Genomic DNA, 24,916 nt, shown 5'->3' on the forward strand with positions numbered 1-24,916 from the left:
TCGGCGTGGGCGCGGCGGTTGGCAGGCTTGCGTCAATACGTGAAACTAGAAGCCCCCGCGGGCATGTCAGTCATCAGCAGGAGTCAGCCAGGCATGAGCGAGATTCAGGATCAGGATCGCGAGACGGCAGCGCTCAAGGTGCCGCCCAATTCGCTGGAGGCCGAGCAGTCGGTGCTTGGCGGCTTGATGCTGGACAACAGCGCCTGGGATACCGTCTCCGAGCGGCTGGTGGCCGACGACTTCTATCGCTATGAGCATCGACTCATCTACAACGCCATGTCTCAGCTGGTCGGCGGCAGTCGCCCGCTGGATGTGGTGACGCTGTCCGAGCTGCTGGAAAGTCGTGACCAGCTCGAGTCGGTCGGCGGGCTGGCGACCCTCGCCGAGCTTGCGCGCAACACGCCCTCGGCCAGCAACATCAAGGCCTATGCCGACATCGTTCGCGAGCGCGCCACGCTGCGCAAGCTCATCCAGGCGGCCAACCAGATCGCCGAGAGCTCCTTCAGCCCGCAGGGCCGTGATGCCGATGAGCTGGTCAACGAGGCCGAGCGCCTGGTGTTCCAGATCAGCGAGTCGCGGCCCAAGAGCGGCGGCCCCAAGGGCATGAGTCAGCTGCTGACCGGCGCGGTGGACCGCATCGATGAGCTCTTCAACCTCAAGGGACAGATGACGGGCCTCTCGACCGGATTCCGCGATCTCGATGACATGACCTCCGGCCTGCAGCCGTCGGATCTGGTGATCATTGCCGGGCGTCCCTCGATGGGCAAGACCACCTTCGCCATGAACCTGGTCGAGCATGCCGTGGTCTCCGGCGACAAGCCGGTCGCCGTGTTCTCGATGGAGATGCCCGCCGAATCGCTGATGTTGCGCATGATTTCCTCGCTGGGTCGCATCGACCAGACCAAGGTGCGTACCGGCCAGCTGGAAGACGAGGACTGGCCGCGTCTGACCTCGGCGGTCAACCTGCTCAAGGACAAGCAGCTGTTCGTCGATGACACCGCGGCGCTGTCGCCCAACGAGATGCGCTCGCGCTGTCGACGCATGGCGCGTGAGCATGGCGGCATCGGCCTGATCATGATCGATTACCTTCAGCTGATGCAGGTGCCGGGCCTTTCCGAAAACCGTACCGCCGAGATCTCGGAGATCTCGCGCTCGCTGAAGGGCCTGGCCAAGGAATTCGCCTGCCCGGTCGTGGCGCTCTCGCAGCTGAACCGCTCGCTTGAGCAGCGCCCCAACAAGCGCCCGGTGATGTCGGATCTGCGTGAATCCGGCGCCATCGAGCAGGATGCCGATGTCATCGCCTTCGTCTACCGTGATGAGGTCTACAACAAGGACAATCCCGACAACAAGGGACTGGCCGAGTTGATCATCGGCAAGCAGCGTAACGGCCCCATCGGTACCGTTCACATGGCCTTCATCGGCAAGTACACCCGTTTCGAGGACCTGGCACCCGACAGTTATGGCCAGGCCTTCGCTGAATAACGTGATGCGTACGCGCGTCAATCATGTACCCGGGCGGCGGCATCGCCGTTGCCTCGCAAGACCCGTACCGACGGGGAGGAGATAGCATGGCAGGTGGATTTGGGCGCGGACGCGCACGTACCCCCAAGCTGCAGGGCCGCGGCACGCTGGAGAGCCTGGAGCGTGAAGGGCCTTTCAAGGAGTGGCTGGGCATGCCGGACCTCTACCGCTTCACGCTGGTCGTGGAAGGTGAGAGCTACAGCTACCAGACCGAAGACAGCGAAGTGCCGGTAGTGGCCGGCGACATGGTTGTCTTCCGTTACAAGGAGACCAAGGCGGGCAAGTGGATCGACCGCAACTCCCTGGGCAAGGCCATCGACCCCAACTCGCTGTAAGCGTCACTCTGGCGCATGTGAATCACGCCATGCCGGCTGCCAGGCCGGCATGGCATCACCCCGGGCAAGATGCCGATCTGGCGTGTAGCCTCCCCTCTGCCGGATGAGGCGTCTCATGCGCCGCGCGGCACCTTTGTCATCCCTCTGTCATATCAGCATGTTCAGATTCTGACATGCTCCCATCCCCGTCCCTGCAAGCCGCTCATGGCCAGCCTGTCGTCGAATCCCGTCATGCACTGGAGGCGTTGTTGCGCCTGCGCCAGGTGAGCATGCACTTCCAGCCCATCGTGTCGTCCAACGGCCGTGAGGTCTTCGCCTATGAGGCGCTGGCGCGCGGGAATGCCGCGGGGCCGCTGGCCTCACCGTTGGCGATGTTCTCGGCGGCGCGCGAGCACGGTCGCCTGGTGGAGCTCGACAGCCTGTGTCGCGAACGTGCGCTCGAGCAGTGGTCGACGCTGGGCCTGACGGAGCGGCTGTTCATCAACGTGTCTCCCGACGTGCTGCTGGATGGCGCCCACTCGCCCGGCCTGACGCGACGCCTGCTGCGGCGCTTCGGCCTGCGCCCGCATCAGGTGGTGATCGAGCTGACCGAGCAGACGCCGGGGCTGGATTCGGCGCTGATGCGGGAAGCCGTCAGCCATTATCAATCGATGGGCTTCGCCATTGCGCTCGATGATCTCGGGGAGGGCTATGCCAGCCTCAAGCTGTGGTCGTCGGTGCAGCCGGACTTCGTCAAGATCGACCGTCATTTCATCAGTGGTATCCATGCCGACCCGCTCAAGCGGCGCTTCGTGCGCTCGATCATCGATATCGCCCACGGCAGTGGCAGCCAGGTGATCGCCGAGGGCGTCGAGCATGAGGCGGAAATGGAGTGCGTGCGCCAGCTGGGGGCCGACTACCTGCAAGGTTGGTTGTTCGCGCCAGCCGAGGCCGACCCGCTCGGCCAGCGCGCCGCGCTCGACCGGCATCTGCGCCACCTGAGTCGCATGCTTCAGCAGCGCCCGCCACCTGGGCGCAGCATCGGTAGTCTGGCGCGTGCCGTGACTCCAGTGCAGCAGGATGACACCGTCAATGAGGTCGCCCAGCGTCTGCATGCCGAGCAGGAGGTCATGTCGCTGGCCGTGGTGGACGAACAGCAACGTCCGGTGGGGCTGATCATCCGCCATCGCCTGCTGGGGCTACTGAGCCAGCGTTTCGGGCCGGAGCTGCATGCGCGTCGCCTGATCCATGAGGTCATGCAGGCCAGTCCGCTGCGCGTCGAGGCAGATGAGACGCTGGAGCGCGTCTCGGCCAAGGTGACCGGTCGCGAAGGCAGCGATCGCGATGAGGATTTCATCATCACGCGAGGCGGACGCTATCAGGGACTGGGACGCACCCTGGATCTGCTGCGCATCATCACGGAACTGCAGGTGGCCAGCGCCGAGGAGGCCAATCCACTGACGCGCCTGCCAGGCAATGGGCCGATCGAGCGGCAGTTGCTCGACTGCGTGGCTGGCGAGGGCGCGGGCATGGGCTTGGGCGAGGACTTGCGAGAGAACAGTAGCGCGCGCAGTGCCGAATGGGCGGCGATCTATCTGGATCTCGACAACTTCAAGCCCTTCAACGACCGTTTCGGCCACGCGCAGGGCGACCGCATGCTGCTGGCGCTGGCGACGGTATTGCGCGATGCGCTGCAGGAGGGTGACTTCCTCGGCCATGTCGGCGGCGATGACTTCGTGATGACGCTGTGCATGTCCGAACCCCACCGAGCATTGCGCCTGACAGCGCTCGAGAAACGCCTGGCTGGCCTGCAGTCGGCATTCCAGCATGCGGTCGCCAGCCTGTATCCGGCCGATGTACTGGCAGCGGGAGGCTTTCAGGGCCACGACCGCTTCGACACCACGCGCTTCTTCCCGCTGACGCGACTGTCACTGGTGGCGCTGCATGGCCTTGCCGGGTGCGAGACGACCCGGATTGCCGCGCGCTGGAGCGAGCTCAAGAGCGAGGCCAAGGCGCGGGACTCCGGGCGTGTCATCGAGGCGTGTGCATCGCCAGTGCGTTGATGTCCGCCTGCGAGTCACTCAATCGTCATCCGCCTGCCCCATGACTGTCATCGCTGGCCATCAGTCTGGCGTGAAGCCTTGAAGTTCATCCTGAAGCGTTGGGCTGCCGGAGTGTCTGATCCGCCCAGCCCCTGTTTTCACGGGCTATCCTTGTACCACGTCGTCGTCTTACGGCCTTGCCATGCGCAGCCTCATGGATGCGCAGGAGTCTTTACATGTCCAGAACCGCCAGTATCTTCACGCCGTCCGCCATCTTTGCCAGCAATCTGCAGTCACTGATGGCCGAATACCCTGCACTGGAGGCGCGCGTGATCAGTCATGCCGCCAGCCGTTTCTATCAGGTCCAGCTGGTGCTGGAAGCCGCCGGCGAGGAAGAGGAGGAGCGCAGTGAGCTGCTGATGAAGCGTGGCAAGCCGATGCTGTTCCGCTCGCTGGAGGATGTCTACAGCGAGCTCAAGCGGGGCGGGATGTCACGGGCGTGGCTGGTCTCGCAGGTCGCCAATGACGAGATGATCGGCCGCCCGCCGCAGTACCATCAGCCCTTGAGCTCGCGTATCCCGTTGAGCTTCTGAGCCCGCGCCTCTGGCTCAGGTATGCTTTTGAGGCACCCAGCGGCCAATGCGCTCGCGATGGCGGGCAAAGAAGCGGTAACTCATGTCCATCAACGGGCGCAGGCCCGGCAGCAGCGACAGGCGCACCAGGCGCCGGTAGCCGAGTACCGCATAGAGTGCTCGGCTGGCATCCATGCCGACATACCACTCCCCGCGTGCGTCCTGTACATGCAGGCGTCCCATCATCGTCTCGAAGCTCAAGCCCAGCGCCTGAGGCGAGAAATCTGGTGCACGGATATCCACCGTTCTGACCCGCTCCCGCCTGGGATGCCTGCCCAGCCAGGCGACCTCGCGCTGGCACAGGGGGCATTTGCCATCGTGATAAAGCGTGACGGGCGCGCTGGCTTGCCAGATGCGGCTCATGAGGATTCCTTGTCGGTCGTGAGGCTGGAGGGCGCGGTGTAGTAACCGGCGCGATGGGCATCACTGCCATAGTCCGCGGCGCTGTCGAGGCGAGCCAGAAAGGCGTCGGCCTGTTGCAGCAGGGCTTCGCGCTTGTCGTCCTTCATGCGCCGCCAGCTGCCGTAGACCAGTGACATGCGTGGATTGCGCGACAATGCCTCGCGATGGCGCTCGATGAAGTGCCAGTAGAGGCTGTTGAACGGGCAGGCATGCGTACCGGTGACCTTCTTCGGCGAGTACTGGCACCTGTCGCAGTGATTGGACATGCGGTCGATGTACTTGCCCGAGGCACAGTAAGGTTTGGAGCCCATCAGGCCGCCATCGGCATGCAGCACCATGCCCAGCGTATTGGGCAGCTCGACCCACTCGCAGGCATCGATGTAGACCGCCAGATACCAGTCGCATAGTGCCTCGGGCTTCACGCCGCACAGCAGCGCGAAGTTGCCCGTGACCATCAGGCGGCGAATATGGTGGGCGTAGGCATGCTCGCGGGTGCTGGCGATGGCCTGATCCAGACAGCGCATGCCGCTGTCACCTGTCCAGAAGAATTCCGGCAGGTTGCGGCTGGCTTCCAGCCGGTTCTCGCGCTTGTAGCCCGGCATGCGCGTCCAGTAGATGCCGCGCACATATTCACGCCAGCCGAGTATCTGACGAATGAAGCCCTCCGCCGAATTGATCGGCACATCGCCGCGCCGCCAGGCGGCGTCCACGGCGCTGCAGACCTCCTGCGGGCCCAAGAGCCCGATATTGAGCGCGGCAGACAGGCGTGAATGGAACAGGAAGGGATCGCTGTCCTCGATGGCATCCTGATAGCGGCCGAAGTCTGCCAGGCAGTGATCGAGAAAGTGCGTGAGGTCAGAGCGGGCCTGGGCGCGCGTGACGGCCCAGTTGAAGTTCTCGAGGCTGCCGAAGTGGCGATCCTCGTCACTGGCCTGCTCCCCGAAGCGCGCCGCGACCAGCGCCAGCACCTCGCGGGTCGTCGCATCCGCGTGATGGGCATGCACCGGCGGCGGCGGGGCGTGGAAGTCGTCTGGAATCGGTTCGCGGTTGTCGTGGTCGTGGTTGAACTTGCCGCCGGCGGGTTCGCTGCCTTCCATCAACAGGTCGGTGTCACGGCGTTGCTCGCGATAGAAGTATTCCATGCGCAGCTGCTTGCGGCCCTCGGCCCAGCCGGCGAAGGCTGCCGGCGTGGTGAAGAAGCGTGTGTCCTCGAGGACTTCCCAGCGCATGCTGTCGGCCTCGCGTCGCGCCAGAAAGTCGTCCAGCAGCCGCCACTCACCGGGGCGGGTCACCAGCACGCCATCACACTGATACAGGGTCGCCAGACGCTCCGCCTCACTGGTCAGGCGCTGGAGGTTGTTCGGGTCATCCAGTCGGCTTTCATGTACCTGCCAGCCACACTCCCTGAGTTCCTGGGCGTGATGGCGCATCGCGGCCAGCATCATCGCGATCTTGTGTGGGTGATGCGGCACGTAGCGACCTTCCTCCTCGACCTCGCAGAAGGCGATCACGCTGTCGGCGGGCGCCTGCTTGAGACTTGCCAAATCATGGCTGAGCTGGTCGCCGAGAATGAGCACCAGTGGCCGCGCGAAATCATGATGCGTCGCCAGGCGCAGAGTGGCGGGGGTGGGATCGGGCACGAGGACTCCGGGAGGGTTGTGACAATAATTGTCTTAAAGCTATACAAATCGTGATGATAGTATAACTTCATCCCTCACGCACAGGGTGAGCTGGTAACATGGCTGCGCTGTCGGTGAAGGTAGCTGCGCTGTCAGTGAAAGTAGTTGCGCTGTCGATGAAAGTGGATGCGCTGCCGCTTCACCTCTTTTCTTGCCCCTTGTCAGGAGTCCATCATCCATGAGTACCCCGCGTTTTGGCGTCATGCTGGTCAATCTCGGCACCCCCGATGCCCCGACCCCCAAGGCGGTGCGCCGTTACCTCGCGGAGTTTCTTGGTGATGTGCGCGTGATCGACCTGCCGCGTCTGCTCTGGCTGCCGATTCTGCATGGCCTGGTGTTGACGACGCGTCCCAAGAAGGTGGCCGAGGCCTACGCCTCGGTATGGACGGAAGACGGCTCGCCGCTGATGGCGATCGGCAAGCGTCAGCGCGCTGCGCTGGAAGCACGCCTGGCTGAGTCGCTGGGCGAGGACATTCCCGTCGAACTGGCGATGACCTATGGCAAGCCGACCATGGAAGAGGTGGGGCGCAAGCTCGCCAGCCGTGGTGCGGACCGCATGCTGATCCTGCCGCTCTATCCGCAGTTCTCGCGCACGACTACCGCCGCGGTCTTCGATCGCCTGGCGCGTGCGCTCAAGCCGTGCCCGCATCTTCCGGAGCTGCGTTTCGTGCGCGATTATCACGATCACCCGGATTACATCGCGGCGCTGGCCACCAGTGTGCGTGAGCACTGGGAGAAGGAAGGCCGGCGCGGCAAGCGCCTGCTGATGAGCTATCACGGCATTCCCAAGCGCTATGCGACGGCGGGCGACCCGTATCCGACGCAATGCGAGCGTACCAGCCAGCTGCTGGCCGAGGCGCTGGGGCTTGGCGACGATGAGTGGGCGATGACCTATCAGTCGCGCTTCGGCAAGGCCGAATGGCTCAAGCCGTACACCGATGAAACGCTGAAGGCGTGGGGTGGTGAAGGGCTGGAAAGCGTCGATGTCATCTCGCCGGCCTTCGCGGCTGACTGTCTCGAGACGCTGGAAGAGCTGGAGGAGGAGAACCGCGGCTACTTCACCGAATCCGGTGGTGGCGACTTCCGCTATATCCCGGCGCTCAATGATCGCAGTGACCATATCGATCTGCTCGAGGCGCTGTGTCGCCAGCATACTCAGGGCTGGTAACCAGCAGGCCAGTCAAGCTTCCATGGCCCGAGAAATGAAAACGCCCCACAAGTCATGACTGGTGGGGCGTTGCTGTTGCTGGTCTGCTGCTCGTGAATCCACTCCTGCGAATCAGCGCTCGTGAATTCGCTCTCGTGGCTCAGAGCCTGATGGATGAGAGCCTGCCTGGCGAGAGCCGAGTGACGATCACGGCAGGCGGGATTCGCTGGCCTCGGCGTTGACCTCGTCCGGCTCCTCGGCGACTTCGAGTCGCTCCGGCACGTTGCGTGTACGGCTGTCCGCCACCAGCTTCTGGTGCAGCGCTGCCTTGGACAGCAGGTGAGCGGTCACGGGGGCGGTGATGAACAGGAAGATGGACACCAGCATTTCCTGAAAGCTGAAGTGGCCGGTGGTGGCGCGGAAGTAGATCATCGACGCCATCAGCACGCAGCCGACCCCCAGCGTGGTGGTCTTGCTGGGGCCGTGCAGGCGCATGTAGAAGTCCTTGAGGTGCGTCAGTCCCAGAGAGCCGATGAAGGCAAACAGGCCGCCGGCAACCAGGAAGAAGGCGATCACGCCTTCGAGGACAGGATAGAACCAGGTGGGCATGGGGAGTCTCCGCTCAGGTCATTCGATGATGTCGCCGCGCAGCAGGTACTTGCAGACTGCCACGGTGCTGACGAAACCGAGCATGGCGATCAACAGCGCCGCCTCGAAGTAGGACTTGCTGTTGAGCTGGATGCCGAACAGCACGATCAGGGCGATGGAGTTCACGTACATGGTGTCCACCGCCAGAATGCGGTCCGGCAGGTCCGGCCCGATGGCGAGCCGGAAGACGTTGAGCACCAGCGAGGTGGCGAACAGCGCGATGCTGATCCACAGAGCGATGTCTAGCATTCGAAGATCTCCTTGAGCGGACGCTCGTAGCGCTGGCGGATCTCGTCAATCAGCTCCTGCTCATCCTCGACATCCAGCGCGTGGATGATCAGGTGGCGACCATCCAGCGTCAGATAGGCCGAGACCGTCCCCGGCGTCAGCGTGATGGTGCTCGACAGCAGGGTGATCGGGAATTTCTCCTCAAGTTCCAGCGGATAGCGCACGAAGGCCGGACGGAACTTGGCGCGCGGATTGAGGATCAGGTAAGACACCTGCAGGTTGGCGATGATGATGTCCATGATCACGCGCAGGAAGTAGCTGATCAGTCGCCAGGGCTTCTGGAGGTCGGGCTGCGGCTCCCAGAAGCGATAGGTCAGGATGGGAATCGCGATGGCCAGCACTGCTCCGAGCAGAATCTGACCGGGCGCGACGCTGTTCTGCAGCATCAGCCAGACGATCAGCAGCAGCACCGACAGCATCGGCGTGGGCAAGAGACGGGAACGAGGCTTGATCATGAGACATCTCCCTTCAGCGGCGGTGCGGTTTCGGGTGCCGCGTCCTTGCCGAGCAAGGATTCAAGATAGGGGGCCGGGTTGGACAGCTGCTCGGCGGTGGCCTTGGTCCAGTTCGCCAGCGGTCCCGCGAAGATGACCAGCATCAGCGCGGCCGAGATCAGCCCGCCAGTGGCGATGCCACGCGCCGCGCCGATCCGCTCGCCGCTGGGCTCGGCCTTGCTGGTGCGCCAGAACACGCTGGAGCCGGCGCGCGAGCAGGCGACCAGCGAGCACAGACCGGCCAGCAGCAGCAGCGGCCACAGCCAGAGCTGTTGCTCCGGCGTTGCCGAGGCGAGAATCAGTGCCTTGCCGATGGCGCCCGAGAACGGCGGCAGCCCGGCGGCGGCGGCGGTGCCGATCAGGAAGAGGCCGCCCAGCAGGCCTGCCTGCAGCAGCGGGCGCGAGCGCACGATGCGTGCCCCGGCCTTGCCGCGCTGACCGGCGACCACGTCGACCAGCAGGAAGAGGCCACCAGTGACCAGTGTCGAGTGGATCAGGTAGAACAGCAGCGCGCTGTCTGCCGCGATCGTGTTCATGCCCAGTGCCGTCAGCAGCGTGCCCACCGACACCATCACCAGATAGGCCACCAGGGTGCGCAGATCACGCGCCGAGAGCACGCCCAGCATCGCCACCACCAGGGTGGCGAGTCCCGCCCACCACAGCCAGTCACGGCCGAGGTCCGCCAGTGCGCCAGCATTGTCGGTGAAGATCAGCGAGTAGACGCGCAGGATGGAGTAGATGCCGACCTTGGTCATGATCGCGAACAGTGCCGCGACCGGTGCCGAGGCCGCGGCATAGGCGCGCGGCAGCCAGAAGTACAGCGGCAGCATCGCCGCCTTGAGGCCGAACACCACCAGCAACAGCAGGCCACCGGCTTCCATCAGGCCGGCACGGCCCGGGTCCAGCGTGGTGACGATGACCGCCATGTCGGCCATGTTCAGGGTGCCGGTCACGCCGTAGAGGATACCCAGCGCGATCAGGAAGAACGCCGAGCCCATCAGGTTCAGCACTACATAGTGCAGCGCCGACAGCGTGCGGGCCTTGCTGCCGCCATGCAGCAGCAGGGCGTAGGAGGCGATCAACAGTACCTCGAAGAACACGAACAGGTTGAACAGATCGCCGGTCAGGAAGGCACCGTTGATGCCCATCAGCTGCAGCAGGAACAGGCCATGGAAGTTGGAGCCGGTCTCATCGATGCCCGCCGTGGCGTACAGACAGGCCAGCAGCCCCAGCAGCGAGCTGAGCAGCACCATGGTCGCCGACAGGCGGTCCAGTACCAGCACGATCCCGAATGGCGGCTGCCAGTCGCCCAGCGCGTAGTAGCGGATGGTGCCATCACTGGCCTGCACGACCAGCGCGATGGCGATGGCCACCATCAATGCCTGAGCCACCAGGCTGACCGTGCGGCGCAGGGTCGGTGAGGTAGCACGACTCAGCAGCAGGCTCGCCCCCACCAGCAGTGGCAGGACAATCGGAAGGACAATCAGGTGTTGCAGCATCACTTGGTGTCCTCTTTCTCTTTCGAATCATCCAGGCGATTGCCATTGACGTGGTCACTGCCCAGGTCGCCGCGCGCGCGCATCGCCAGGATGACCACGAAGGCCGTCATGGCGAAGCCGATCACGATGGCGGTCAGCACCAGCGCCTGGGGCAGGGGGTCTGCCGTGGGCGAGCCTGAGCCGACCACGGCCGGCGTGCCGTGCATGGCCAGGCCACCCATGGAGAACAGGAACAGATTGACGGCGTAGGACAGCAGCGTCAGGCCGACCACGACGGGGAAGGTGCGGCCGCGCAGGGTGAGGTAGACACCGCAGGCGGCCAGCAGGCCGGTGGTAGTAGCGTAGAGGGCTTCCATCACATCTTCTCCTTGGTCGGGCGATGCGGAGTCGTCAGCTTGCCCAGATTGGCGAGAATCATCAGGGTCGCGCCGACCACGGTCAGGTAGACGCCGAGGTCGAACAGCAGCGCGGTGGCCAACTCGATTTCCCCGATGACGGGCAGGGTGAAGTGGCCGAAGGAGGATGTCAGGAACGGATAGCCGAACACCCAGCTGCCGGCACCGGTCAGGCCGGCGATCAACACCCCGGCCGCCGCGACGGGCTGATAGGGGAAGCGCAGCCAGCGCTGTGTCCAGTCCACGCCACGTGCGATGTAGAGCAGGATGATGGCGACCGCCGTCACCAGACCGGCGATGAAGCCGCCACCCGGCGCATTGTGGCCGCGCAGGAAGATATAGACCGAGACCAGCAGTGCCAGCGGCAGCAGCGTCTGGGAGACGGTGGCCAGGATCATCGGATGGCGATCCGGTGACCAGCCACGGCCATCCAGGTCACTGGACGGCATGAACAGACGCAGGCGGTTGAGCAGCTTGAAGATCGCCAGACCCGCGATACCGAGAACGGTGATCTCACCCAGCGTATCGAAGCCACGGAAGTCGACCAGAATCACGTTGACCACGTTGTGACCGCCGCCACCGGATACGGCATTGGCCATGAAGAAGTCGGAGATCGACTCCACCGGGCGGGTCAGGATGGCGAAGTTGAGGCTCGCCACCACCACGCCGAAGGCACTGGCCAGCAGCACGTCGCGCATGATGCGGCGCGCGCTGGATTCCTTGGGCGTGCGCTGGGGCAGGAAGAACAGCGCCAGCATCAGCAGGATCATCGTCACCACCTCGACCGCCAGCTGGGTCAGTGCCAGGTCCGGTGCGGCGAAGCGCGCGAAGGCCAGCGAGGTCATCAGGCCGACCACGGACAGCATCAGCAGCGAGATCAGGCGCTTGCGGTGGGTGATCGCGGTGCCGAGGCCGGCCAGGCCGGTGATCACGGCGCCGGTCAGCAGCATGCCATCGAAGGGCTGTTGCTCAAGCTCTCCGCCCAGTTGCGGCACGGCCAGCAGGCCGATGCCGACGAACAGCAGTGCGGTCAGCAGCAGCCACAGCATGTAGCGCTGCAGCGAGCCATTCTCGAAGCTGTCCATGCTGCGCTCGGAAAGCTTGACGAGGCGTTGCACGTTGGCCTCGAACACCAGCAGGGCATTGCGCGCGCGGAACTGACGCTGGAAGGAGTAGAGATGGTGGCGCAGAGCATAGACGGCGACGCCGCCCGCCAGCGCGATACCACTCATCAGCAGCGGCAGATTGAAGCCGTGCCAGATGGCGAGACTGAACTCCGGTACCGGTCCGGCCAGCACGCTGGCGGAGGCACTGACCAGCAGATCCTTGATCACCAGCGACGGCAGGATACCGACCAGCAGACAGATCAGCACCAGCACCTCGATGGGCAGCTTCATGTAACGCGGCGGCTCATGCGGGGTCTTGGGCAGATCCTTCGGCTCGCCATTGAAGAAGACGTCGTGGATGAAGCGCAGCGAGTAGGCCACCGACAGGATGCCACCGAGGGTCGCCAATGCCGGAATCAGCCACGACAGACCGCCCAGCAGCTGGGCATCGAGGCTTTCGGCGAAGAACATCTCCTTGGACAGGAAGCCGTTGAGCAGCGGCACGCCAGCCATCGAGGCCGAGGCGACCATCGCCAGCACCGTGGTATGCGGCATGTAGCGATACAGGCCATTGAGCTTGCGGATGTCACGCGTGCCGCACTCGTGATCGACGATGCCGGCGGCCATGAACAGCGAGGCCTTGAAGGTGGCGTGATTGATGATGTGCAGCAGACCCGCGACGGCGGCCATCTGGCTGTTGAAGCCGAACAGCAGCGTGATCAGGCCCAGGTGACTGATGGTCGAGAAGGCCAGCACGCCCTTCAGATCCTGCTTCATCAAGGCGAACCAGGCGCCGTAGAGCAGGGTGGCAAGACCGGTCAGACTGACGATGTAGAACCACAGGTCTGTCCCCGCGAGCACCGGGTGCATGCGCGCCAGCAGGAAGACACCGGCCTTGACCATGGTGGCGGAGTGCAGGAAGGCGGATACCGGCGTCGGTGCCGACATCGCGTGGGGCAGCCAGAACTGGAACGGGAACTGGGCCGACTTGGTGAAGGCGCCCAGCAGTACCAGCACCAGCGCGACCGGATAGAGCTCGTGGGAGCGGATCTGGTCTGCTGCGGCCAGCACGTCATCGAACTGGTAGCTGCCGACGATATGCCCGATGACCAGGATACCGGCCAGCAATGCCAGGCCCCCGGCGCCGGTGACGGTCAGCGCCATGCGGGCGCCCTTGCGCGCCTCGCTCAGCTGGTACCAGTAGCCGATCAGCAGGAAGGAGCTCAGGCTGGTCAGCTCCCAGAACACCCACATCAGCAGCAGGTTGTCTGCCATCACGATGCCGAGCATCGCGGTCATGAACAGCATCAGGAAGCTGTAGAGGCGTGCCAGTGAGTCCTCGCCCGACAGGTAATAGCGGGAATAGAGGATGATCAGCAGGCCAATGCCGAGGATCAGCAGCACGAACAATCCCGACAGACCATCGAAGCGCAGCGACAGGTTGAGTCCCAGCTCCGCGATCCAGGGCAGATGGAACTGGGGCACCATGCCCGAGAAGACGTCCCCGAGGTGGAAGACGGCGATACCGAGTGCTAGGGCAGGTGCCACCGCGGTCAGCCAGGCAAGGCGTGCACGGGGCAGATTTCTGGCCATCAAGGGCACCAGGGCACCGAGTAACGGCAATAGCACGATCAACAGCAGGGTCATGGAAGACTCGCTCCAGTCGTTGTTGTAGTACGTAGTCCGTCATTCGTGGGCTGCGCAGACACAGGCTCAGGGCCGGACTGCCAGCTTCGAGATCGGGAGGCGGAGTTTCGGCCACTGGGTGCCGACAGGATAGGCGAGCGCACTGCAGGTTGCCGCGATGAAGTGCCGGACACACGAGACTCTGTCAGGAAGACGTTCTCATGGGGCCATGCGAGACACGACATGCGTCACGCGGCAGCAAGGGGTGGCAGTGGCTGGCTCGGGCTGCGCGGAGGATCTGGCGCGGGTTCAGCGCGTCAATCGCTCCGGGCATGACATTACCGCCGCAAGGGGCGGATCCGTCAGGAAGGGGAGTCGCACGGCACGGGGTGCCAGCATCCAGGATGGGATGAGGTCCGCAGCGCGTCCCCGGCTGCCCGCAACGGGCAGACGGCGAATATGCCGGGTTGGTGCGGTCATGTCATGTCTTGCGAGCATGGCCGTATTCCTCCTGAAGCCCCTGGATGACAAGTGTGTGTTCGAGTGGAGACACTTGCGCGATCTTGTTGAAAACATTGATGGAACGTGACCTAACCTCTCGAATGTATCACGCACTTGCACCCCTCGCCAGCGCATGCCCGACCCGCCGGAACGCGATATGTACCCTGTGAAGTGTTGTACAAGATGTCGATTTTCTTGTACAAATATTGCACGCCATACGTTCCACCACGTCATCTGCACGACGTCATTCTGTACGAGGTCACCATGCACGAGGTCGCCAGCATGCATTCGGGCAATGCGCCCGAAACCTCTCTGGTGTGGTTGCGTCACGACCTGCGGCTGGAAGACAACCCGCTGTTCGCGCTGCCCCTGTCACGTCGCCCGCACCAGATGCTGGTGATGTATGTCTTCGACCGTCGCTTGCTTGCGCCGAGCGACGGCTTGCCACGCCTGGGGCCAGCGCGTCTGCGCCTGCTGTGGCAGAGCTTGATGAACCTGCGTGGCATGCTGCTGCGCCGCGGAAGCGACCTGCTGGTGCGCGTCGGGGACCCCGTCGAGGAAGTGCTGACGCAGGTCGCCCGGCATGATGTCCAGTGTCTGGAAGTCAGCCTCGCCGCCGCGCCGGAAGACAGCCGCGCTCTGCAGCAGCTCTCACGCCGCCTGCCGGCCTCGACTCGGCTCCACTGTCACCCCCCTGACCAGATCGCCTTCGATAGCCAGCTGCTGGATGGCCCGCTGCTTGATCGCCTGCTGCCGGGCAGACTCCCCCGCGAAAAGTCTGCGCGCCTGGGTGATGCGCACGGGGCGACCCCTGTCGCAGACGAGCGTGCGGCTCCCTCTGGTGATCATCTCGATCTGCGTGATACAGACTCTGCTGATACAGGCGCATCAGGCGATCATGAGGATCTGGCGACCTGCGCAGCGCTTGCCTCGCAGGTGCTGCATGCCAGTGGTGGCGATGACTCTGGGGTGGCCGACCTGATGTTGCCGCCTTCGGCCGTGCTGGCGCCGGTACCCGGTGCCTTGCAGGCGCGTCCTCAGTGCGAGGCTCGGTCTCAACGCGCGGCTCTGTCTCAACGCGAGGCTTCCCCGTCGGGGCTGAATGATGAGCAGTGGCGCGCGCTGTGCGAGGCGCAGTCACCCTTGCAGGGGCTGCCCTATTCCCTGCCGCCGTGGCCCGATTCTGCCTCGCGTGGCTTTCCGCCGCTGGATGCCATCTGTGGCTCGGCGCAAGCCTGGCAGCCGGCGACTGACAGGCTTGCGGAGTTGCAGGGCGGCGAGGAACCCGCCCGCACCCACCTGTCGACCTTGCTGTGGGGCAAGGCCTGGGCGAAGGGAGATGCCGGCAAGAGGGATGATGACTCGATCGAAGGAGCGTCCTATCAGCGATCGCACCTTGCCGATGCCGAAGGCGCTGGTGTGCCGGCGGGGCTGGCACCCCAGCGGGAGGCGGGGAAGACGCTGGACGATATGCAATTGATGGCGCGTCCGGCGGATGCATGGCCCCTGGCAGCCTGGCTGGCGCTGGGTTGCATCAGTCCGCGCCGCATCCTGCAGGTGCTGGATGCCCGCCGCCACGAGGCGGGTGATGAGGCGATCAATCAGCAGCTGCTGGCCATCGTGCTGCAGCGCGAGTGCTGGCAGCGCATGCTGCGCGACAAGGACGAGGAGGCTCGCGCCGCCTGGTATGGCGCCGCGTTGCGGGAAGACGCCGCAAATGACGACGCCTTTGCGCGCTGGCGCGAAGGGCGAACCGGTGATGCCCGTGCCGACAAGGCCATGCAGGTGCTGGTACGCGAAGGCTGGTTGCCGTGGTCCGAGCGCAAGTATCTGGCCGGTGCCTGGCTGGAGCGCGGCGGCGACTGGCGGTTGGGTGCGCGTTGGTTCGAGCGTTGCCTGCTCGATTACGACGCCGCCATCCACTGGGGGGAATGGCGGCATCTGGCGGGCTTCGATGTGTGATCAGGCGGTGTCGATGCCACGCGAGTCGTCCGGGAAGATCCAGGCTCGACTGGCACCTCTTCTACGTCCTGCAGCCATGGCCAGCTGCTATGACTGCTGCTTTCATGACCTGCTTTTATGACCTGGCGCTCTTCAGCCCAGACGTGCCAATAGCGCCGTGACGGCCGTCTCGACGCGCAGGATACGCTCGCCCAGATGCACCCCTTCAAAGCCTGCCGCCATGAATTTCTCGACCTCATAGTCCACGAAGCCGCCTTCCGGGCCGATGGCCAGCATTACCGGCTCGCGGACGGCGCGTGGGCACTCATTCGGCATGCCCGGATGGGCGATGATGCCGCGGGGAGGCGTGCCTGATGCCGGTGCCATCAGTGCCGGCAGGCGGTCTTCCACGAAAGGTTTGAACAGTTTCTCGTGGGTCACCGTCGGCATGATGGTGTCACGTGCCTGCTCCAGTCCCAGCACCAGATGCTGGCGAATCTTGTCTTCCTTGAGCTCCGGCGACTGCCAATAACTCTTCTCGACACGTCGCGTATGCAGCAGGGTGATGTGCTTCACGCCCAATGCCGTGACGTGTTCCAGCGAGCGTGCCAGCATGCGCGGGCGCGGCAGCGCCAGCAGCAGATGCACATCGAGTGGCGCCGGCGGCTGACGGTCCAGCGTCAGGCTGAATTCGGCGCCGTCCGCGTCCAGTCGCTCCAGGCGGCCACGGCCGATCAGGCCACCCTCCACCCCCAGCGTCATCTCGTCGCCGACGTTGGCACGATGCACCTCACGCAGATGGCGCAGGCGGCGCGGGTCCGTGACACGTGCGTGGTCCTGAGTGGTCAGGTCATCAGCGCCGAGCAAAATCAGATTCATGGCAATACCGGGGCAGTGGAGGGCGGGATGCATCGCTTGCAGACAGTGGCAAGCGGGGCGTTATTCTAGCATGTCGTGCCTGCTGTCCCGACGGGGACAGCGTTGGCATGGCGTCAATGGCTGACGCGTGGAGACGCCTTTTCTTGCAGTCCCCCCCCTTGAGTGCACAATGAAGAAAAATCGACAGGAGCCTGACACGTGCGAGTGATCCGCAAATATGCCAATCGGCGCCTATACGACACCGAGCAGAGCCGCTACGTGACCCTGGAAGACCTGCGCAGCCTGGTGCTGGCGGAAGAGGTCTTCAAGGTCGAGGACGCCAAGAGCGGTGAGGACCTCACGCGTACCATCCTGCTGACCATCATCATCGAGCAGGAGCAGGGCGAGGGCGACGCCGAGGTCTTCTCCAACGAGCTGCTGGAGCAGTTCATCCGTATCTACGCGATGGCCAAGCCGTTGCCGCTGGCCGGTTATCTGGAGCAGGGTACGCGGCTGATGATGGAGCAGCAGCAGCGCATGCAGGAGCAGTGGTCTCAGGCCATGCGTCACTCGCCGATGGAAATGATGCGCGAGGTCGCCGAAGAGAATCTGCGCTTCTGGCAGCAGGCCATGGGAGGGGGCATGGGCGCTGGCAGGAACTCCTCGCGCTCACGGCCCGACGATGCGGATGCGGCGCCTGATGAGTCGGATATGCCGCCGGATGATGAGCGACGCTGAGTGTGACGCCGTGTCAGACTCAGCTTTCACACAAATTCATCATGATGTGAAAAGGGGCGCCCCGAGCAGGGCGCCTTTCTGCCATAATGCGCAGCCTGATATTTCCTCGGTAGCTCGCGCCATGCGGGTAGCCCTGATCCTCACTGGCTCATGAAGGTTGAAAAGATGAAGGTCCTGATCATCGGCGGCGGTGGCCGCGAACATGCGCTGGCCTGGAAGGCCGCCCAGTCATCCCGTGTCGAGGAGGTCTTCGTGGCGCCCGGCAATGCGGGTACGGCGCGCGAGTCCAAGCTGACCAATCTGGCGATTGCCGCTGACGATCTCGAGGCGCTGGTCGCCTTCGCGCGTGACAACGCCATCGAGCTGACCATCGTCGGCCCGGAAGCGCCGCTGGTGATCGGCGTGGTCGATCGCTTCCGCGAAGCGGGTCTCAAGTGCTTCGGCCCGACGGCCGGAGCCGCCCAGCTGGAAGGCTCCAAGGCCTTCACCAAGGACTTCCTGGCGCGTCATGCCATCCCGACCGGCGACTACGCGACCTTCGCGGAGGTCGATGCGGCGCTTGAGTACCTGGCGGCCCATCCGGCGCCCATCGTCATCAAGGCTGATGGCCTGGCGGCGGGCAAGGGTGTCGTGGTCGCGATGAGCGACGAGGAAGCCCGCGCAGCGGTGCGTGACATGCTCGAGGACAACGCCTTCGGCGATGCCGGCGCACGCGTGGTGATCGAGGAATTCCTCGACGGCGAGGAAGCCAGCTTCATCGTGATGGTCGACGGCGAGAACGTGCTGCCGATGGCCACCAGTCAGGATCACAAGCGCGTCGGCGAAGGCGATACCGGCCCCAACACCGGTGGCATGGGGGCCTACTCTCCGGCACCGGTGGTGACGGCTGACGTTCACCAGCGCGTGATGGACGAGATCATTCTGCCCACCGTTCGTGGCATGGCGGCCGAAGGCCACCCCTACACCGGCTTCCTGTATGCCGGTCTGATGATCGATGCCCAGGGCGCGCCGAAGATCATCGAGTACAACTGCCGCTTCGGTGACCCGGAAACCCAGCCGATCATGGTGCGTCTGAAGTCCGATCTGGTCGCGCTGTGTCTGGCCGCCGAAGAGGGGCGTCTCGACACCCAGAGCTGCGAGTGGGATTCCCGCGCGGCGGTCGGCGTGGTGCTGGCAGCGGGTGGCTATCCGGCCAGCTACCGCAAGGGCGATGTCATCAGCGGGTTCGACGCTGCCGAAGCGACCGGCTGCAAGGTCTTCCATGCCGGCACCGCCGAAAAGGACGGCCAGGTCATCACCAGCGGTGGTCGCGTGCTGTGCGTCACTGCACTGGGCGACAGCGTCGCGGCGGCCACCGAGCGTGCCTATGAAGGCGTCGATGCCATCAGCTGGCAGGACATGCTGGTGCGTCGCGACATCGCCTGGCGCGCCATCGCTCGCGAGCGCGGCGATAGCTGAAAGCGCTGAGTCGCACGGGCCATCCCCCCGCGACATGCCTGCTTCACGACAAGACCCGGCCTCAGGCCGGGTCTTGTCGTTGGGGTGTCTCTCGACGCCCTGAGCGCCTACGACCATCGTGTCGGGGTCTGGTCATGGCGGTGTCGGGCATGCGATAACCCTAGTCATCCTCTATTCCTTCTTGAGGCTGACCGGCGGCGAACGATGGCGTCGCCGTCCGCCCTGAACCCTTTTCCTGTCTCGCCGACAAGGAGTCTGCATGGACCGTATCCGGCTTGAATTTCCGGTTTCCCGCCTGGTACATCGCCACCCGATGACGATTCGGGTCAGCGACATCAACTATGGCCAGCACCTGGGCCACGACAGCGTGGTCAGCCTGGCGCACGAGGCGCGGGGCCAGGCTTGGCAGGCGCTGGGCTTCCCCGAGTGGAACATCGATGGGCTGATGAGCATCGTCGCGGATCTCGCCGTGCAGTATCAGGGCGAGGGCCGGCTGGGTGACGCTCTCGTGGTGGAAACGGCCATCGACAGCGTGTCCGGCAAGGGGCTTGGCGTCCATCACCGCCTGCTGCGTGTCAGCGATGACGCGGTACTGGCGACGCTGCGCGTCGGGCTGGTGTTCGCTGGCGAGCAGGGGCTGGCGGAACCGAGCGCGCGCGTCAGTACCGCCATCGAGCAGGCCGTCACTGCCATGTCTTCTCAGGTAACCAACTGATGTCGCGGGAATATCCGATCATCGCCGTGACGGGGTCTTCCGGCGCGGGCACCACTACCGTCATGCGCACCTTCGAGCGCATGTTCTCGCGTGAGGCGATTCATGCCGCCTACGTGGATGGGGATGCCTTTCACCGTTATACCCGTGATGAGCTGGTGCGCATGTTCCAGGAGGCGCCGGAGCGCAAGCGCGAGCTGTCTCACTTCGCGGTCGAGGCCAATCAGCTCGATCGTCTGGAAGCGCTGTTCGTCGAGTATGGCGAGCAGGGCTCCGGCACGCATCGTCATTACATCCATGCCGAAGACAAGCGCATGATCGAGGCCGGCTACAAGGTCGGCACCTTCACCGAATGGCAGTCGCTGCCGGACTGTACGGACCTGCTGTTCTACGAGGGGTTGCATGGCGGGCTGGTGACGCCGGAGCATGACATCGCGCGTCATGTCGATCTGCTGATCGGGGTGGCACCGACCATGAATCTGGAGTGGATCCAGAAGATCGATCGCGACACCAAGCTGCGCGGGCATTCCCAGGAAGCGGTGGTCGACACCATCCTGAGCCGCATGGATGACTACGTGCGCTACATCCAGCCGCAGTTCTCACGCACGCACATCAACTTCCAGCGCGTGCCGACGGTGGATACCTCCAACCCCTTCGAACCGCAGGATATCCCGACGGATGCCGAGTCGATGGTCGTGATTCACTTCCGTGATCCCGGCAGTGTCGACTTCCCCTTCCTGCTCGCGATGATCCAGGGCTCGTTCATGTCGCGTCCTCACACGCTGGTGGTACCGGGCGCGCTGATGGCACTGGCTATTGAACTGATCATCACGCCCTTGGTCAGAAGCCTGCTGGCGCAGCGGCGTTTCCGCTGACGCCAGTCAGCACCTGCGCGATGCCGTCATCGGGCATGCGTCGTCTTCATTCATTACAGGAATCATCGATGTCCCCGATCAAGGCCTTGTGTTTCTCCAGCTTGCTGCTCCTGGCAGGCAATACCTATGCCGCTCAGCCCGCTGATACCTCGTCACTCTCCTACGATGCCATGTTGACCGGCTATGCGTACGACTTCGACGTGAACTACTTCGCGTTCAATTCACAGCGCCAGTCCTTGAAGATGGCGTACATCTATCTGGCGCCATCCGAGGGCATGCCGGTCGTCACGCTCATGCATGGCAAGAACTTCAACGCCGATTACTGGACGCCAACCGCGCGCTATCTCCAGTCCCTCGGCTACGGCGTATTGATTCCGGACCAGATCGGGTTCGGGAAATCCTCCAAGCCGGTGGATTACCAGTATTCCTTCGCTGCCCTGGCGAAGCATACCCACGATCTGATGGATTCTCTGGGGATCAAGGACTCGATCATACTCGGGCACTCCATGGGCGGAATGCTGGCAAGTCGCTTTGCCTTGATGTATCCGAAGACGACGGATGAGTTGATTCTGGTCAATCCGATCGGCCTCGAGAACTATCTCGAATACGAGGATTACAAGGACACCGATTTCTTCTACAAGAACGAGCTGGCCAAGACACCGGAAAGCGTCAAGCGCTACCAGCAGAAGAACTACTACGCCGGAGACTGGAATGACGAGTACTCCTCGCTCACCGATTTCATCACCGGTCAGATCCAGGGGCCTGACAAGGACACCATGGCGTGGGTCAATGCCAAGACCTACGACATGATCTTCACCCAGCCGGTGATCACGGAATTCGAGGACTTTGCCGTTCCCGTGAAACTGATCATCGGGACGCGGGACAGAACCGCGCCGGGGCGCGGCTGGAAGAAGGACGGGGTGGAGCGCGAGCTGGGGCGTTATGATCAGCTCGGCAAGCATGCTGCTGCCTTGATCCCGGATGCCGAGCTTTATGAGCTTGACGGTCTGGGACACCTGCCGCAGATGGAAGACTTCGAGCGCTTCAAGGTGACACTGGACAAGGCGCTCAAGCAGGATTCATGAGCCTCTGCCACCTGAGATGACGTGGATAGAGGCTGGTTTGCGTCGTGACCTACCGACCCTTGAGGCGCGGCAGGATGCCTTTCTTCCAGACGCGCAGGGTGCGATTCAGACGGCCACTGCGGATCAGCAGGCGTGCCTCGCGGGTGCTCAGCGGCAGGCCGAGGGTGCGTTGCTTGAGCTTCAGCGAGTGGCGCAGATCGAAGCGGCGCATCATGCGCGCAAGGCTGGCCGTGCCCGGCAGGCGTGGCAGGCGCACGGCAGAGGTGAAGTCGATCAGGACCGGCACGCCATCGCGCAGCACGACGTTGGAACCTCGGATGTCGTTATGAGCCATCTGGCGCTGATGGAGTTGCTGCACGACGAGAATCAGCTGCTGACTGAGGCGGGCATCCGTCACGTCATCCAGGGCGGCATCACTCAGCAGCGGCCCGGGGATGTACTCCATCGCCAGCGACAGCGGTGACAGGCGCGCCACGGCGCGAGGGGCGTGTGTCCAGTCGCCCAAGCGCTCGAGCATCTTCAGCTCATGGCGTACCAGCCAGCGTGCCACCAATGCCGCCGGCGTGCCGGCATAGCGGCGGTAATCCTTGCAGACCACCGCCTGGCCATTGAGGTGCGTGATATAGACCTCGGCCTTGAGAAAGCCCTTGGCGCGCTGCAGGAACTCGCCCGGGGTCTGTTCGCCGTCAACACGCGCGACCCTGGGCGCGGCACGCAGTGCCGCCTGCGCCTTCTCGGCGCGCGTAGGCTCAGCGCGATCAACGGCGGGGGAGCCGACAGTGGCCGGTCGTGTCTCGCCGTGAGTGCCAAGGCCGGCCTCCAGTTCGTGGTTGGCCTTGCGCAGGGAGGAATCTTGGCGAGTGAACACGGGCATGACAGACGGCTTCTCGTTAGCGGGATAACAATGATTATCCTACTGTTTTCCTCATTCGCCCACTGGCAGCGGTGAATCAGTCTGTTTCCCTGAAGGCGACATTGCCCTGTCTGCAAGCTGGCCCGCGTATTCCTGTCTCTGCCCTTGGCCTGTTGCCCGGCTGGCGCTACGCTGGCAAGCCACGCTGCCATGGGCAGCCTCACTTCAAGGGAGAAGGTGTCATGGACTGTCTGTTCTGCAAGATCATCAACCGCGAGATTCCCGCCGATATCGTCTATGAGGATGATGAGGTGCTGGCCTTCAATGACATCAATCCGCAGGCGCCGACCCATGTGTTGATCATCCCCAAGCAGCACATCGCCACGCTCAACGATATCGAGGAGCATCAGCTGGCCACGGTAGGGCGCCTGCAGTACACCGCCGCCAGACTGGCGAAGGACTACGGTTTTGCCGAGGGCGGTTATCGCGTGGTGATGAACTGCAATGAAGATGGCGGCCAGACGGTCTATCATATTCATATGCACCTGATGGGTGGTCGCCGCTTCACATGGCCGGCTGGCTGAGCCGGCATAGAGCAGGCGCCTGTACCGGCGGTTCGCGGGCAGGTAGCGGCTAGCGATAACAAGCGCGCGGCACACAGGCGCATACCGGCAATGTCGTGAAAACGGCATTGCCGGTTTTTCATTGGGGAAGCCACGGCGCAAGGGGGCCGGTCAGGCCTCGCCCGGCGACACTCTGCCCCTTACCGTCGCGGGCTGGCTTGAGTAAGATGGCCTCATTGCTCACGCCGTGCAGGAGTCTTCCCATGCCGCATTCCGATGCCATTTCGGCGCAACGTCATCACAGCCGCGCCGATCAGTTGATCCATCAGTTCGACACCGTACTGCGTACCCTGGTGCCACATGCCGCCCAGCCGTCGCGTCCCTCTCCGGCGGGCGACATCCATGACGAAGCGATCAGCGATGAAGAGCGTCAGCACGCCGCTGGCCTGATGCGCATCAACCACACTGGCGAGGTGTGTGCCCAGGCGCTCTATCAGGGTCAGGGGTTCACGGCGCGTCTGCCCGAAACGCGCACGCAGATGGAGCTGGCCGCCCAGGAAGAGATCGACCACCTGGCCTGGTGCGATGCACGACTCGTCGAGCTGGATGCCAATACCAGCCTGCTCAATCCGCTGTTCTACATGACGAGTTTCGCGCTCGGGGCAGCGGCGGGAGCCATCAATGACAAGGTCAGCCTCGGGTTTGTGGCCGCGACCGAAGAGTTGGTCGGCGAGCACCTGTCGAAGCACCAGCAGACGTTGCCCGAGGGTGATCAGCGCTCACGCGCCGTGTTGCGTCAGATGGAAATCGACGAAGCCCATCATGAGCAGTGGGCGCTGGAAGCCGGTGGTCATCGCTTCCCGGGGCCGCTGAAGAGCGCCATGCGCCTGATGTCCAAGGTGATGACGGCCAGCGTCTATCGGGTGTGATGGTCAGACGCCTGAGCTTGCCTTGGCAGCTTCAGGATGCTGCAACGCAAAAGGCCGCCCCATGGGGCGGCCTTTTGCGTTCTTGGCGAACGTCGTGATGATCATTACGGGACAGTCATTGCGAGACGGCCGGTGTAAGACGTACAGCGGTCTCTGGCGTCAGGGCTTATTCCTTGACCTGGTACTCACCGTCCAGCGTCTCGGTGCTGCTGCCGTCTTCACGCGTGGCATCACGCGAATAGTTCTGGCGGCCATTGGCCTTGTCCTGGGCCTCCTGCATGCGCTGCTGCATCTCGCTCATGCGCTTTTTCATGCGACGGCGGATGAAGGGCAGCATGATGATGCCGAGTACCATCATCACCAGCGCTGCGAACAGGCTGAAGATCATGACCACGCCACCGATCAGCCAGGCGGCGACCAGCTTGAGGCCGGACAGGCCATTGGAGGGACGTTGGTTGCCTGCATTGGCCTGCCATTGGCGAGCCTGGTTCCACAGAGTGTTGTGCTGTTGGCCTTGCATGTGTCTTCTCCACGATAGAGCCGGGCCGTCAGGCCGGGCGAGGATGACCCGATAGGTGAAAGTGGGTGGTCGGGGATATCGGGTCAGGAA

Annotated in this window: 24 protein-coding genes; 13 read left to right on the forward strand and 11 right to left on the reverse strand. The window is 63.8% G+C overall.

Translation table 11 applies throughout. The features are described from left to right. The first annotated feature begins 93 nt into the window (after window positions 1-93). The 4 genes from dnaB to CDPAHKCJ_RS10205 all read left to right on the forward strand — a co-directional run bounded on the left by dnaB (window position 94) and on the right by CDPAHKCJ_RS10205 (window position 4,470). Window positions 94-1,482 (forward strand): replicative DNA helicase, encoded by a 1,389-nt coding sequence (gene dnaB / locus CDPAHKCJ_RS10190; RefSeq protein WP_165873876.1) that lies wholly within the window; start codon window positions 94-96, stop codon window positions 1,480-1,482. Window positions 1,483-1,568: 86 nt separating this feature from the next. Continuing rightward, complete coding sequence (locus CDPAHKCJ_RS10195) at window positions 1,569-1,856, forward strand: hypothetical protein (RefSeq protein ID WP_043334752.1); 288 nt, start codon at window positions 1,569-1,571, stop codon at window positions 1,854-1,856. A 173-nt stretch (window positions 1,857-2,029) separates the two neighbouring features. Continuing rightward, a complete protein-coding gene (locus CDPAHKCJ_RS10200; RefSeq protein ID WP_166019699.1) occupies window positions 2,030-3,898 on the forward strand; it encodes a bifunctional diguanylate cyclase/phosphodiesterase in 1,869 nt (622 codons plus the stop codon). A gap of 215 nt (window positions 3,899-4,113) precedes the next feature. Further along, complete coding sequence (locus CDPAHKCJ_RS10205; protein WP_240916755.1) at window positions 4,114-4,470, forward strand: DUF6482 family protein; 357 nt, start codon at window positions 4,114-4,116, stop codon at window positions 4,468-4,470. 15 nt (window positions 4,471-4,485) lie between these two features. Here the strand turns inward: CDPAHKCJ_RS10205 and CDPAHKCJ_RS10210 are convergent, their stop codons facing one another. Together CDPAHKCJ_RS10210 and CDPAHKCJ_RS10215 are read right to left on the reverse strand one after the other, a co-directional pair. After that, window positions 4,486-4,872: a DUF393 domain-containing protein gene (locus CDPAHKCJ_RS10210; RefSeq protein ID WP_166019700.1), complete on the reverse strand. Its 387-nt coding sequence runs from the start codon at window positions 4,870-4,872 to the stop codon at window positions 4,486-4,488. Continuing rightward, window positions 4,869-6,551 carry a cryptochrome/photolyase family protein gene (locus CDPAHKCJ_RS10215; RefSeq protein ID WP_346773919.1) on the reverse strand — a complete coding sequence of 561 codons (1,683 nt, stop codon included), beginning with the start codon at window positions 6,549-6,551 and terminating at the stop codon, window positions 4,869-4,871. The genes CDPAHKCJ_RS10210 and CDPAHKCJ_RS10215 overlap by 4 nt, the downstream gene beginning before the upstream one ends. A 217-nt stretch (window positions 6,552-6,768) precedes the next feature. Here CDPAHKCJ_RS10215 and hemH point away from each other — a divergent pair, with 217 nt between their 5' ends. After that, window positions 6,769-7,758, forward strand: a complete 990-nt coding sequence (gene hemH, locus CDPAHKCJ_RS10220) for a ferrochelatase (protein WP_054555275.1) — start codon at window positions 6,769-6,771, stop codon at window positions 7,756-7,758. A 186-nt stretch (window positions 7,759-7,944) separates the two neighbouring features. Here the strand turns inward: hemH and CDPAHKCJ_RS10225 are convergent, their stop codons facing one another. Genes CDPAHKCJ_RS10225 through CDPAHKCJ_RS10250 form a run of 6 tightly spaced genes read right to left on the reverse strand, consistent with a single transcriptional unit; the run spans window position 7,945 to window position 13,814 of the window. Then, a complete protein-coding gene (locus tag CDPAHKCJ_RS10225; protein ID WP_054555276.1) occupies window positions 7,945-8,346 on the reverse strand; it encodes a Na+/H+ antiporter subunit G in 402 nt (133 codons plus the stop codon). 18 nt (window positions 8,347-8,364) lie between these two features. Further along, window positions 8,365-8,634, reverse strand: a complete 270-nt coding sequence (locus CDPAHKCJ_RS10230) for a K+/H+ antiporter subunit F (RefSeq protein WP_166019701.1) — start codon at window positions 8,632-8,634, stop codon at window positions 8,365-8,367. Then, window positions 8,628-9,128, reverse strand: coding sequence for a Na+/H+ antiporter subunit E (locus CDPAHKCJ_RS10235; RefSeq protein ID WP_043334742.1), 501 nt, complete (start codon window positions 9,126-9,128; stop codon window positions 8,628-8,630). The genes CDPAHKCJ_RS10230 and CDPAHKCJ_RS10235 overlap by 7 nt, the downstream gene beginning before the upstream one ends. Next, window positions 9,125-10,666: a monovalent cation/H+ antiporter subunit D gene (locus CDPAHKCJ_RS10240; protein WP_166019702.1), complete on the reverse strand. Its 1,542-nt coding sequence runs from the start codon at window positions 10,664-10,666 to the stop codon at window positions 9,125-9,127. Before CDPAHKCJ_RS10240 ends, CDPAHKCJ_RS10235 begins: the two co-directional genes overlap by 4 nt. After that, window positions 10,666-11,022 (reverse strand): Na+/H+ antiporter subunit C, encoded by a 357-nt coding sequence (locus CDPAHKCJ_RS10245; protein WP_166019703.1) that lies wholly within the window; start codon window positions 11,020-11,022, stop codon window positions 10,666-10,668. Before CDPAHKCJ_RS10245 ends, CDPAHKCJ_RS10240 begins: the two co-directional genes overlap by 1 nt. Beyond that, window positions 11,022-13,814 carry a monovalent cation/H+ antiporter subunit A gene (locus tag CDPAHKCJ_RS10250; protein ID WP_166019704.1) on the reverse strand — a complete coding sequence of 931 codons (2,793 nt, stop codon included), beginning with the start codon at window positions 13,812-13,814 and terminating at the stop codon, window positions 11,022-11,024. Before CDPAHKCJ_RS10250 ends, CDPAHKCJ_RS10245 begins: the two co-directional genes overlap by 1 nt. 744 nt (window positions 13,815-14,558) lie before the next feature. Between CDPAHKCJ_RS10250 and CDPAHKCJ_RS13305 the strand changes: the two genes are divergently transcribed. After that, window positions 14,559-16,256 (forward strand): deoxyribodipyrimidine photo-lyase, encoded by a 1,698-nt coding sequence (locus CDPAHKCJ_RS13305; protein ID WP_205700842.1) that lies wholly within the window; start codon window positions 14,559-14,561, stop codon window positions 16,254-16,256. 132 nt (window positions 16,257-16,388) lie between these two features. On the opposite strand, the gene CDPAHKCJ_RS10265 is transcribed toward CDPAHKCJ_RS13305, so the two are convergent. Continuing rightward, window positions 16,389-17,114 carry a 16S rRNA (uracil(1498)-N(3))-methyltransferase gene (locus tag CDPAHKCJ_RS10265; RefSeq protein WP_166019705.1) on the reverse strand — a complete coding sequence of 242 codons (726 nt, stop codon included), beginning with the start codon at window positions 17,112-17,114 and terminating at the stop codon, window positions 16,389-16,391. A 198-nt stretch (window positions 17,115-17,312) separates the two neighbouring features. Here CDPAHKCJ_RS10265 and phaR point away from each other — a divergent pair, with 198 nt between their 5' ends. From phaR to CDPAHKCJ_RS10290, 5 genes are all read left to right on the forward strand, one after another. Further along, the gene (phaR, locus tag CDPAHKCJ_RS10270) at window positions 17,313-17,831 is read left to right on the forward strand and encodes a polyhydroxyalkanoate synthesis repressor PhaR (protein WP_166019706.1); all 519 of its coding nucleotides are present in this window, start codon (window positions 17,313-17,315) and stop codon (window positions 17,829-17,831) included. Between the two features lie 165 nt (window positions 17,832-17,996). Next, on the forward strand, window positions 17,997-19,289 hold the full coding sequence (gene purD / locus CDPAHKCJ_RS10275) for a phosphoribosylamine--glycine ligase (RefSeq protein ID WP_166019707.1): 1,293 nt from the start codon (window positions 17,997-17,999) through the stop codon (window positions 19,287-19,289). Window positions 19,290-19,548: 259 nt separating this feature from the next. Further along, window positions 19,549-20,004 (forward strand): acyl-CoA thioesterase, encoded by a 456-nt coding sequence (locus CDPAHKCJ_RS10280; RefSeq protein WP_166019708.1) that lies wholly within the window; start codon window positions 19,549-19,551, stop codon window positions 20,002-20,004. Beyond that, a complete protein-coding gene (locus tag CDPAHKCJ_RS10285; protein ID WP_166019709.1) occupies window positions 20,004-20,876 on the forward strand; it encodes a phosphoribulokinase in 873 nt (290 codons plus the stop codon). The genes CDPAHKCJ_RS10280 and CDPAHKCJ_RS10285 overlap by 1 nt, the downstream gene beginning before the upstream one ends. A gap of 68 nt (window positions 20,877-20,944) precedes the next feature. Next, the gene (locus CDPAHKCJ_RS10290; protein WP_166019710.1) at window positions 20,945-21,961 is read left to right on the forward strand and encodes an alpha/beta hydrolase; all 1,017 of its coding nucleotides are present in this window, start codon (window positions 20,945-20,947) and stop codon (window positions 21,959-21,961) included. Window positions 21,962-22,010: 49 nt separating this feature from the next. Here the strand turns inward: CDPAHKCJ_RS10290 and CDPAHKCJ_RS10295 are convergent, their stop codons facing one another. After that, window positions 22,011-22,835 carry an RIO1 family regulatory kinase/ATPase gene (locus CDPAHKCJ_RS10295; RefSeq protein WP_166019711.1) on the reverse strand — a complete coding sequence of 275 codons (825 nt, stop codon included), beginning with the start codon at window positions 22,833-22,835 and terminating at the stop codon, window positions 22,011-22,013. 221 nt (window positions 22,836-23,056) lie between these two features. Here CDPAHKCJ_RS10295 and CDPAHKCJ_RS10300 point away from each other — a divergent pair, with 221 nt between their 5' ends. Together CDPAHKCJ_RS10300 and coq7 are read left to right on the forward strand one after the other, a co-directional pair. After that, window positions 23,057-23,398 carry a histidine triad nucleotide-binding protein gene (locus CDPAHKCJ_RS10300; protein WP_043334727.1) on the forward strand — a complete coding sequence of 114 codons (342 nt, stop codon included), beginning with the start codon at window positions 23,057-23,059 and terminating at the stop codon, window positions 23,396-23,398. A gap of 260 nt (window positions 23,399-23,658) precedes the next feature. After that, complete coding sequence (gene coq7, locus CDPAHKCJ_RS10305) at window positions 23,659-24,306, forward strand: 2-polyprenyl-3-methyl-6-methoxy-1,4-benzoquinone monooxygenase (RefSeq protein WP_043334772.1); 648 nt, start codon at window positions 23,659-23,661, stop codon at window positions 24,304-24,306. 166 nt (window positions 24,307-24,472) lie between these two features. Here the strand turns inward: coq7 and CDPAHKCJ_RS10310 are convergent, their stop codons facing one another. Beyond that, entirely contained in the window at window positions 24,473-24,826 is a 354-nt protein-coding gene (locus CDPAHKCJ_RS10310) for a hypothetical protein (protein ID WP_166019712.1), read from the reverse strand. Window positions 24,827-24,916 lie beyond the last annotated feature (90 nt).

This window comes from Cobetia sp. MB87, assembly GCF_011319755.1.
In the GTDB taxonomy this organism is placed as follows: Bacteria; Pseudomonadota; Gammaproteobacteria; order Pseudomonadales; family Halomonadaceae; genus Cobetia.

What these genes read in the sequence shown, in the direction of transcription:
- dnaB (WP_165873876.1), top strand. Translation starts at nt 94, where the DNA reads ATGAGCGAGATTCAGGATCAGGATCGCGAGACGGCAGCGCTCAAGGTG.
- CDPAHKCJ_RS10195 (WP_043334752.1), top strand. Translation starts at nt 1,569, where the DNA reads ATGGCAGGTGGATTTGGGCGCGGACGCGCACGTACCCCCAAGCTGCAG.
- CDPAHKCJ_RS10200 (WP_166019699.1), top strand. Translation starts at nt 2,030, where the DNA reads ATGCTCCCATCCCCGTCCCTGCAAGCCGCTCATGGCCAGCCTGTCGTC.
- CDPAHKCJ_RS10205 (WP_240916755.1), top strand. Translation starts at nt 4,114, where the DNA reads ATGTCCAGAACCGCCAGTATCTTCACGCCGTCCGCCATCTTTGCCAGC.
- CDPAHKCJ_RS10210 (WP_166019700.1), bottom strand. Translation starts at nt 4,872, where the DNA reads ATGAGCCGCATCTGGCAAGCCAGCGCGCCCGTCACGCTTTATCACGAT.
- hemH (WP_054555275.1), top strand. Translation starts at nt 6,769, where the DNA reads ATGAGTACCCCGCGTTTTGGCGTCATGCTGGTCAATCTCGGCACCCCC.
- CDPAHKCJ_RS10225 (WP_054555276.1), bottom strand. Translation starts at nt 8,346, where the DNA reads ATGCCCACCTGGTTCTATCCTGTCCTCGAAGGCGTGATCGCCTTCTTC.
- CDPAHKCJ_RS10230 (WP_166019701.1), bottom strand. Translation starts at nt 8,634, where the DNA reads ATGCTAGACATCGCTCTGTGGATCAGCATCGCGCTGTTCGCCACCTCG.
- CDPAHKCJ_RS10235 (WP_043334742.1), bottom strand. Translation starts at nt 9,128, where the DNA reads ATGATCAAGCCTCGTTCCCGTCTCTTGCCCACGCCGATGCTGTCGGTG.
- CDPAHKCJ_RS10240 (WP_166019702.1), bottom strand. Translation starts at nt 10,666, where the DNA reads ATGCTGCAACACCTGATTGTCCTTCCGATTGTCCTGCCACTGCTGGTG.
- CDPAHKCJ_RS10245 (WP_166019703.1), bottom strand. Translation starts at nt 11,022, where the DNA reads ATGGAAGCCCTCTACGCTACTACCACCGGCCTGCTGGCCGCCTGCGGT.
- CDPAHKCJ_RS10250 (WP_166019704.1), bottom strand. Translation starts at nt 13,814, where the DNA reads ATGACCCTGCTGTTGATCGTGCTATTGCCGTTACTCGGTGCCCTGGTG.
- CDPAHKCJ_RS13305 (WP_205700842.1), top strand. Translation starts at nt 14,559, where the DNA reads ATGCACGAGGTCGCCAGCATGCATTCGGGCAATGCGCCCGAAACCTCT.
- CDPAHKCJ_RS10265 (WP_166019705.1), bottom strand. Translation starts at nt 17,114, where the DNA reads ATGAATCTGATTTTGCTCGGCGCTGATGACCTGACCACTCAGGACCAC.
- purD (WP_166019707.1), top strand. Translation starts at nt 17,997, where the DNA reads ATGAAGGTCCTGATCATCGGCGGCGGTGGCCGCGAACATGCGCTGGCC.
- CDPAHKCJ_RS10280 (WP_166019708.1), top strand. Translation starts at nt 19,549, where the DNA reads ATGGACCGTATCCGGCTTGAATTTCCGGTTTCCCGCCTGGTACATCGC.
- CDPAHKCJ_RS10285 (WP_166019709.1), top strand. Translation starts at nt 20,004, where the DNA reads ATGTCGCGGGAATATCCGATCATCGCCGTGACGGGGTCTTCCGGCGCG.
- CDPAHKCJ_RS10290 (WP_166019710.1), top strand. Translation starts at nt 20,945, where the DNA reads ATGTCCCCGATCAAGGCCTTGTGTTTCTCCAGCTTGCTGCTCCTGGCA.
- CDPAHKCJ_RS10295 (WP_166019711.1), bottom strand. Translation starts at nt 22,835, where the DNA reads ATGCCCGTGTTCACTCGCCAAGATTCCTCCCTGCGCAAGGCCAACCAC.
- CDPAHKCJ_RS10300 (WP_043334727.1), top strand. Translation starts at nt 23,057, where the DNA reads ATGGACTGTCTGTTCTGCAAGATCATCAACCGCGAGATTCCCGCCGAT.
- CDPAHKCJ_RS10310 (WP_166019712.1), bottom strand. Translation starts at nt 24,826, where the DNA reads ATGCAAGGCCAACAGCACAACACTCTGTGGAACCAGGCTCGCCAATGG.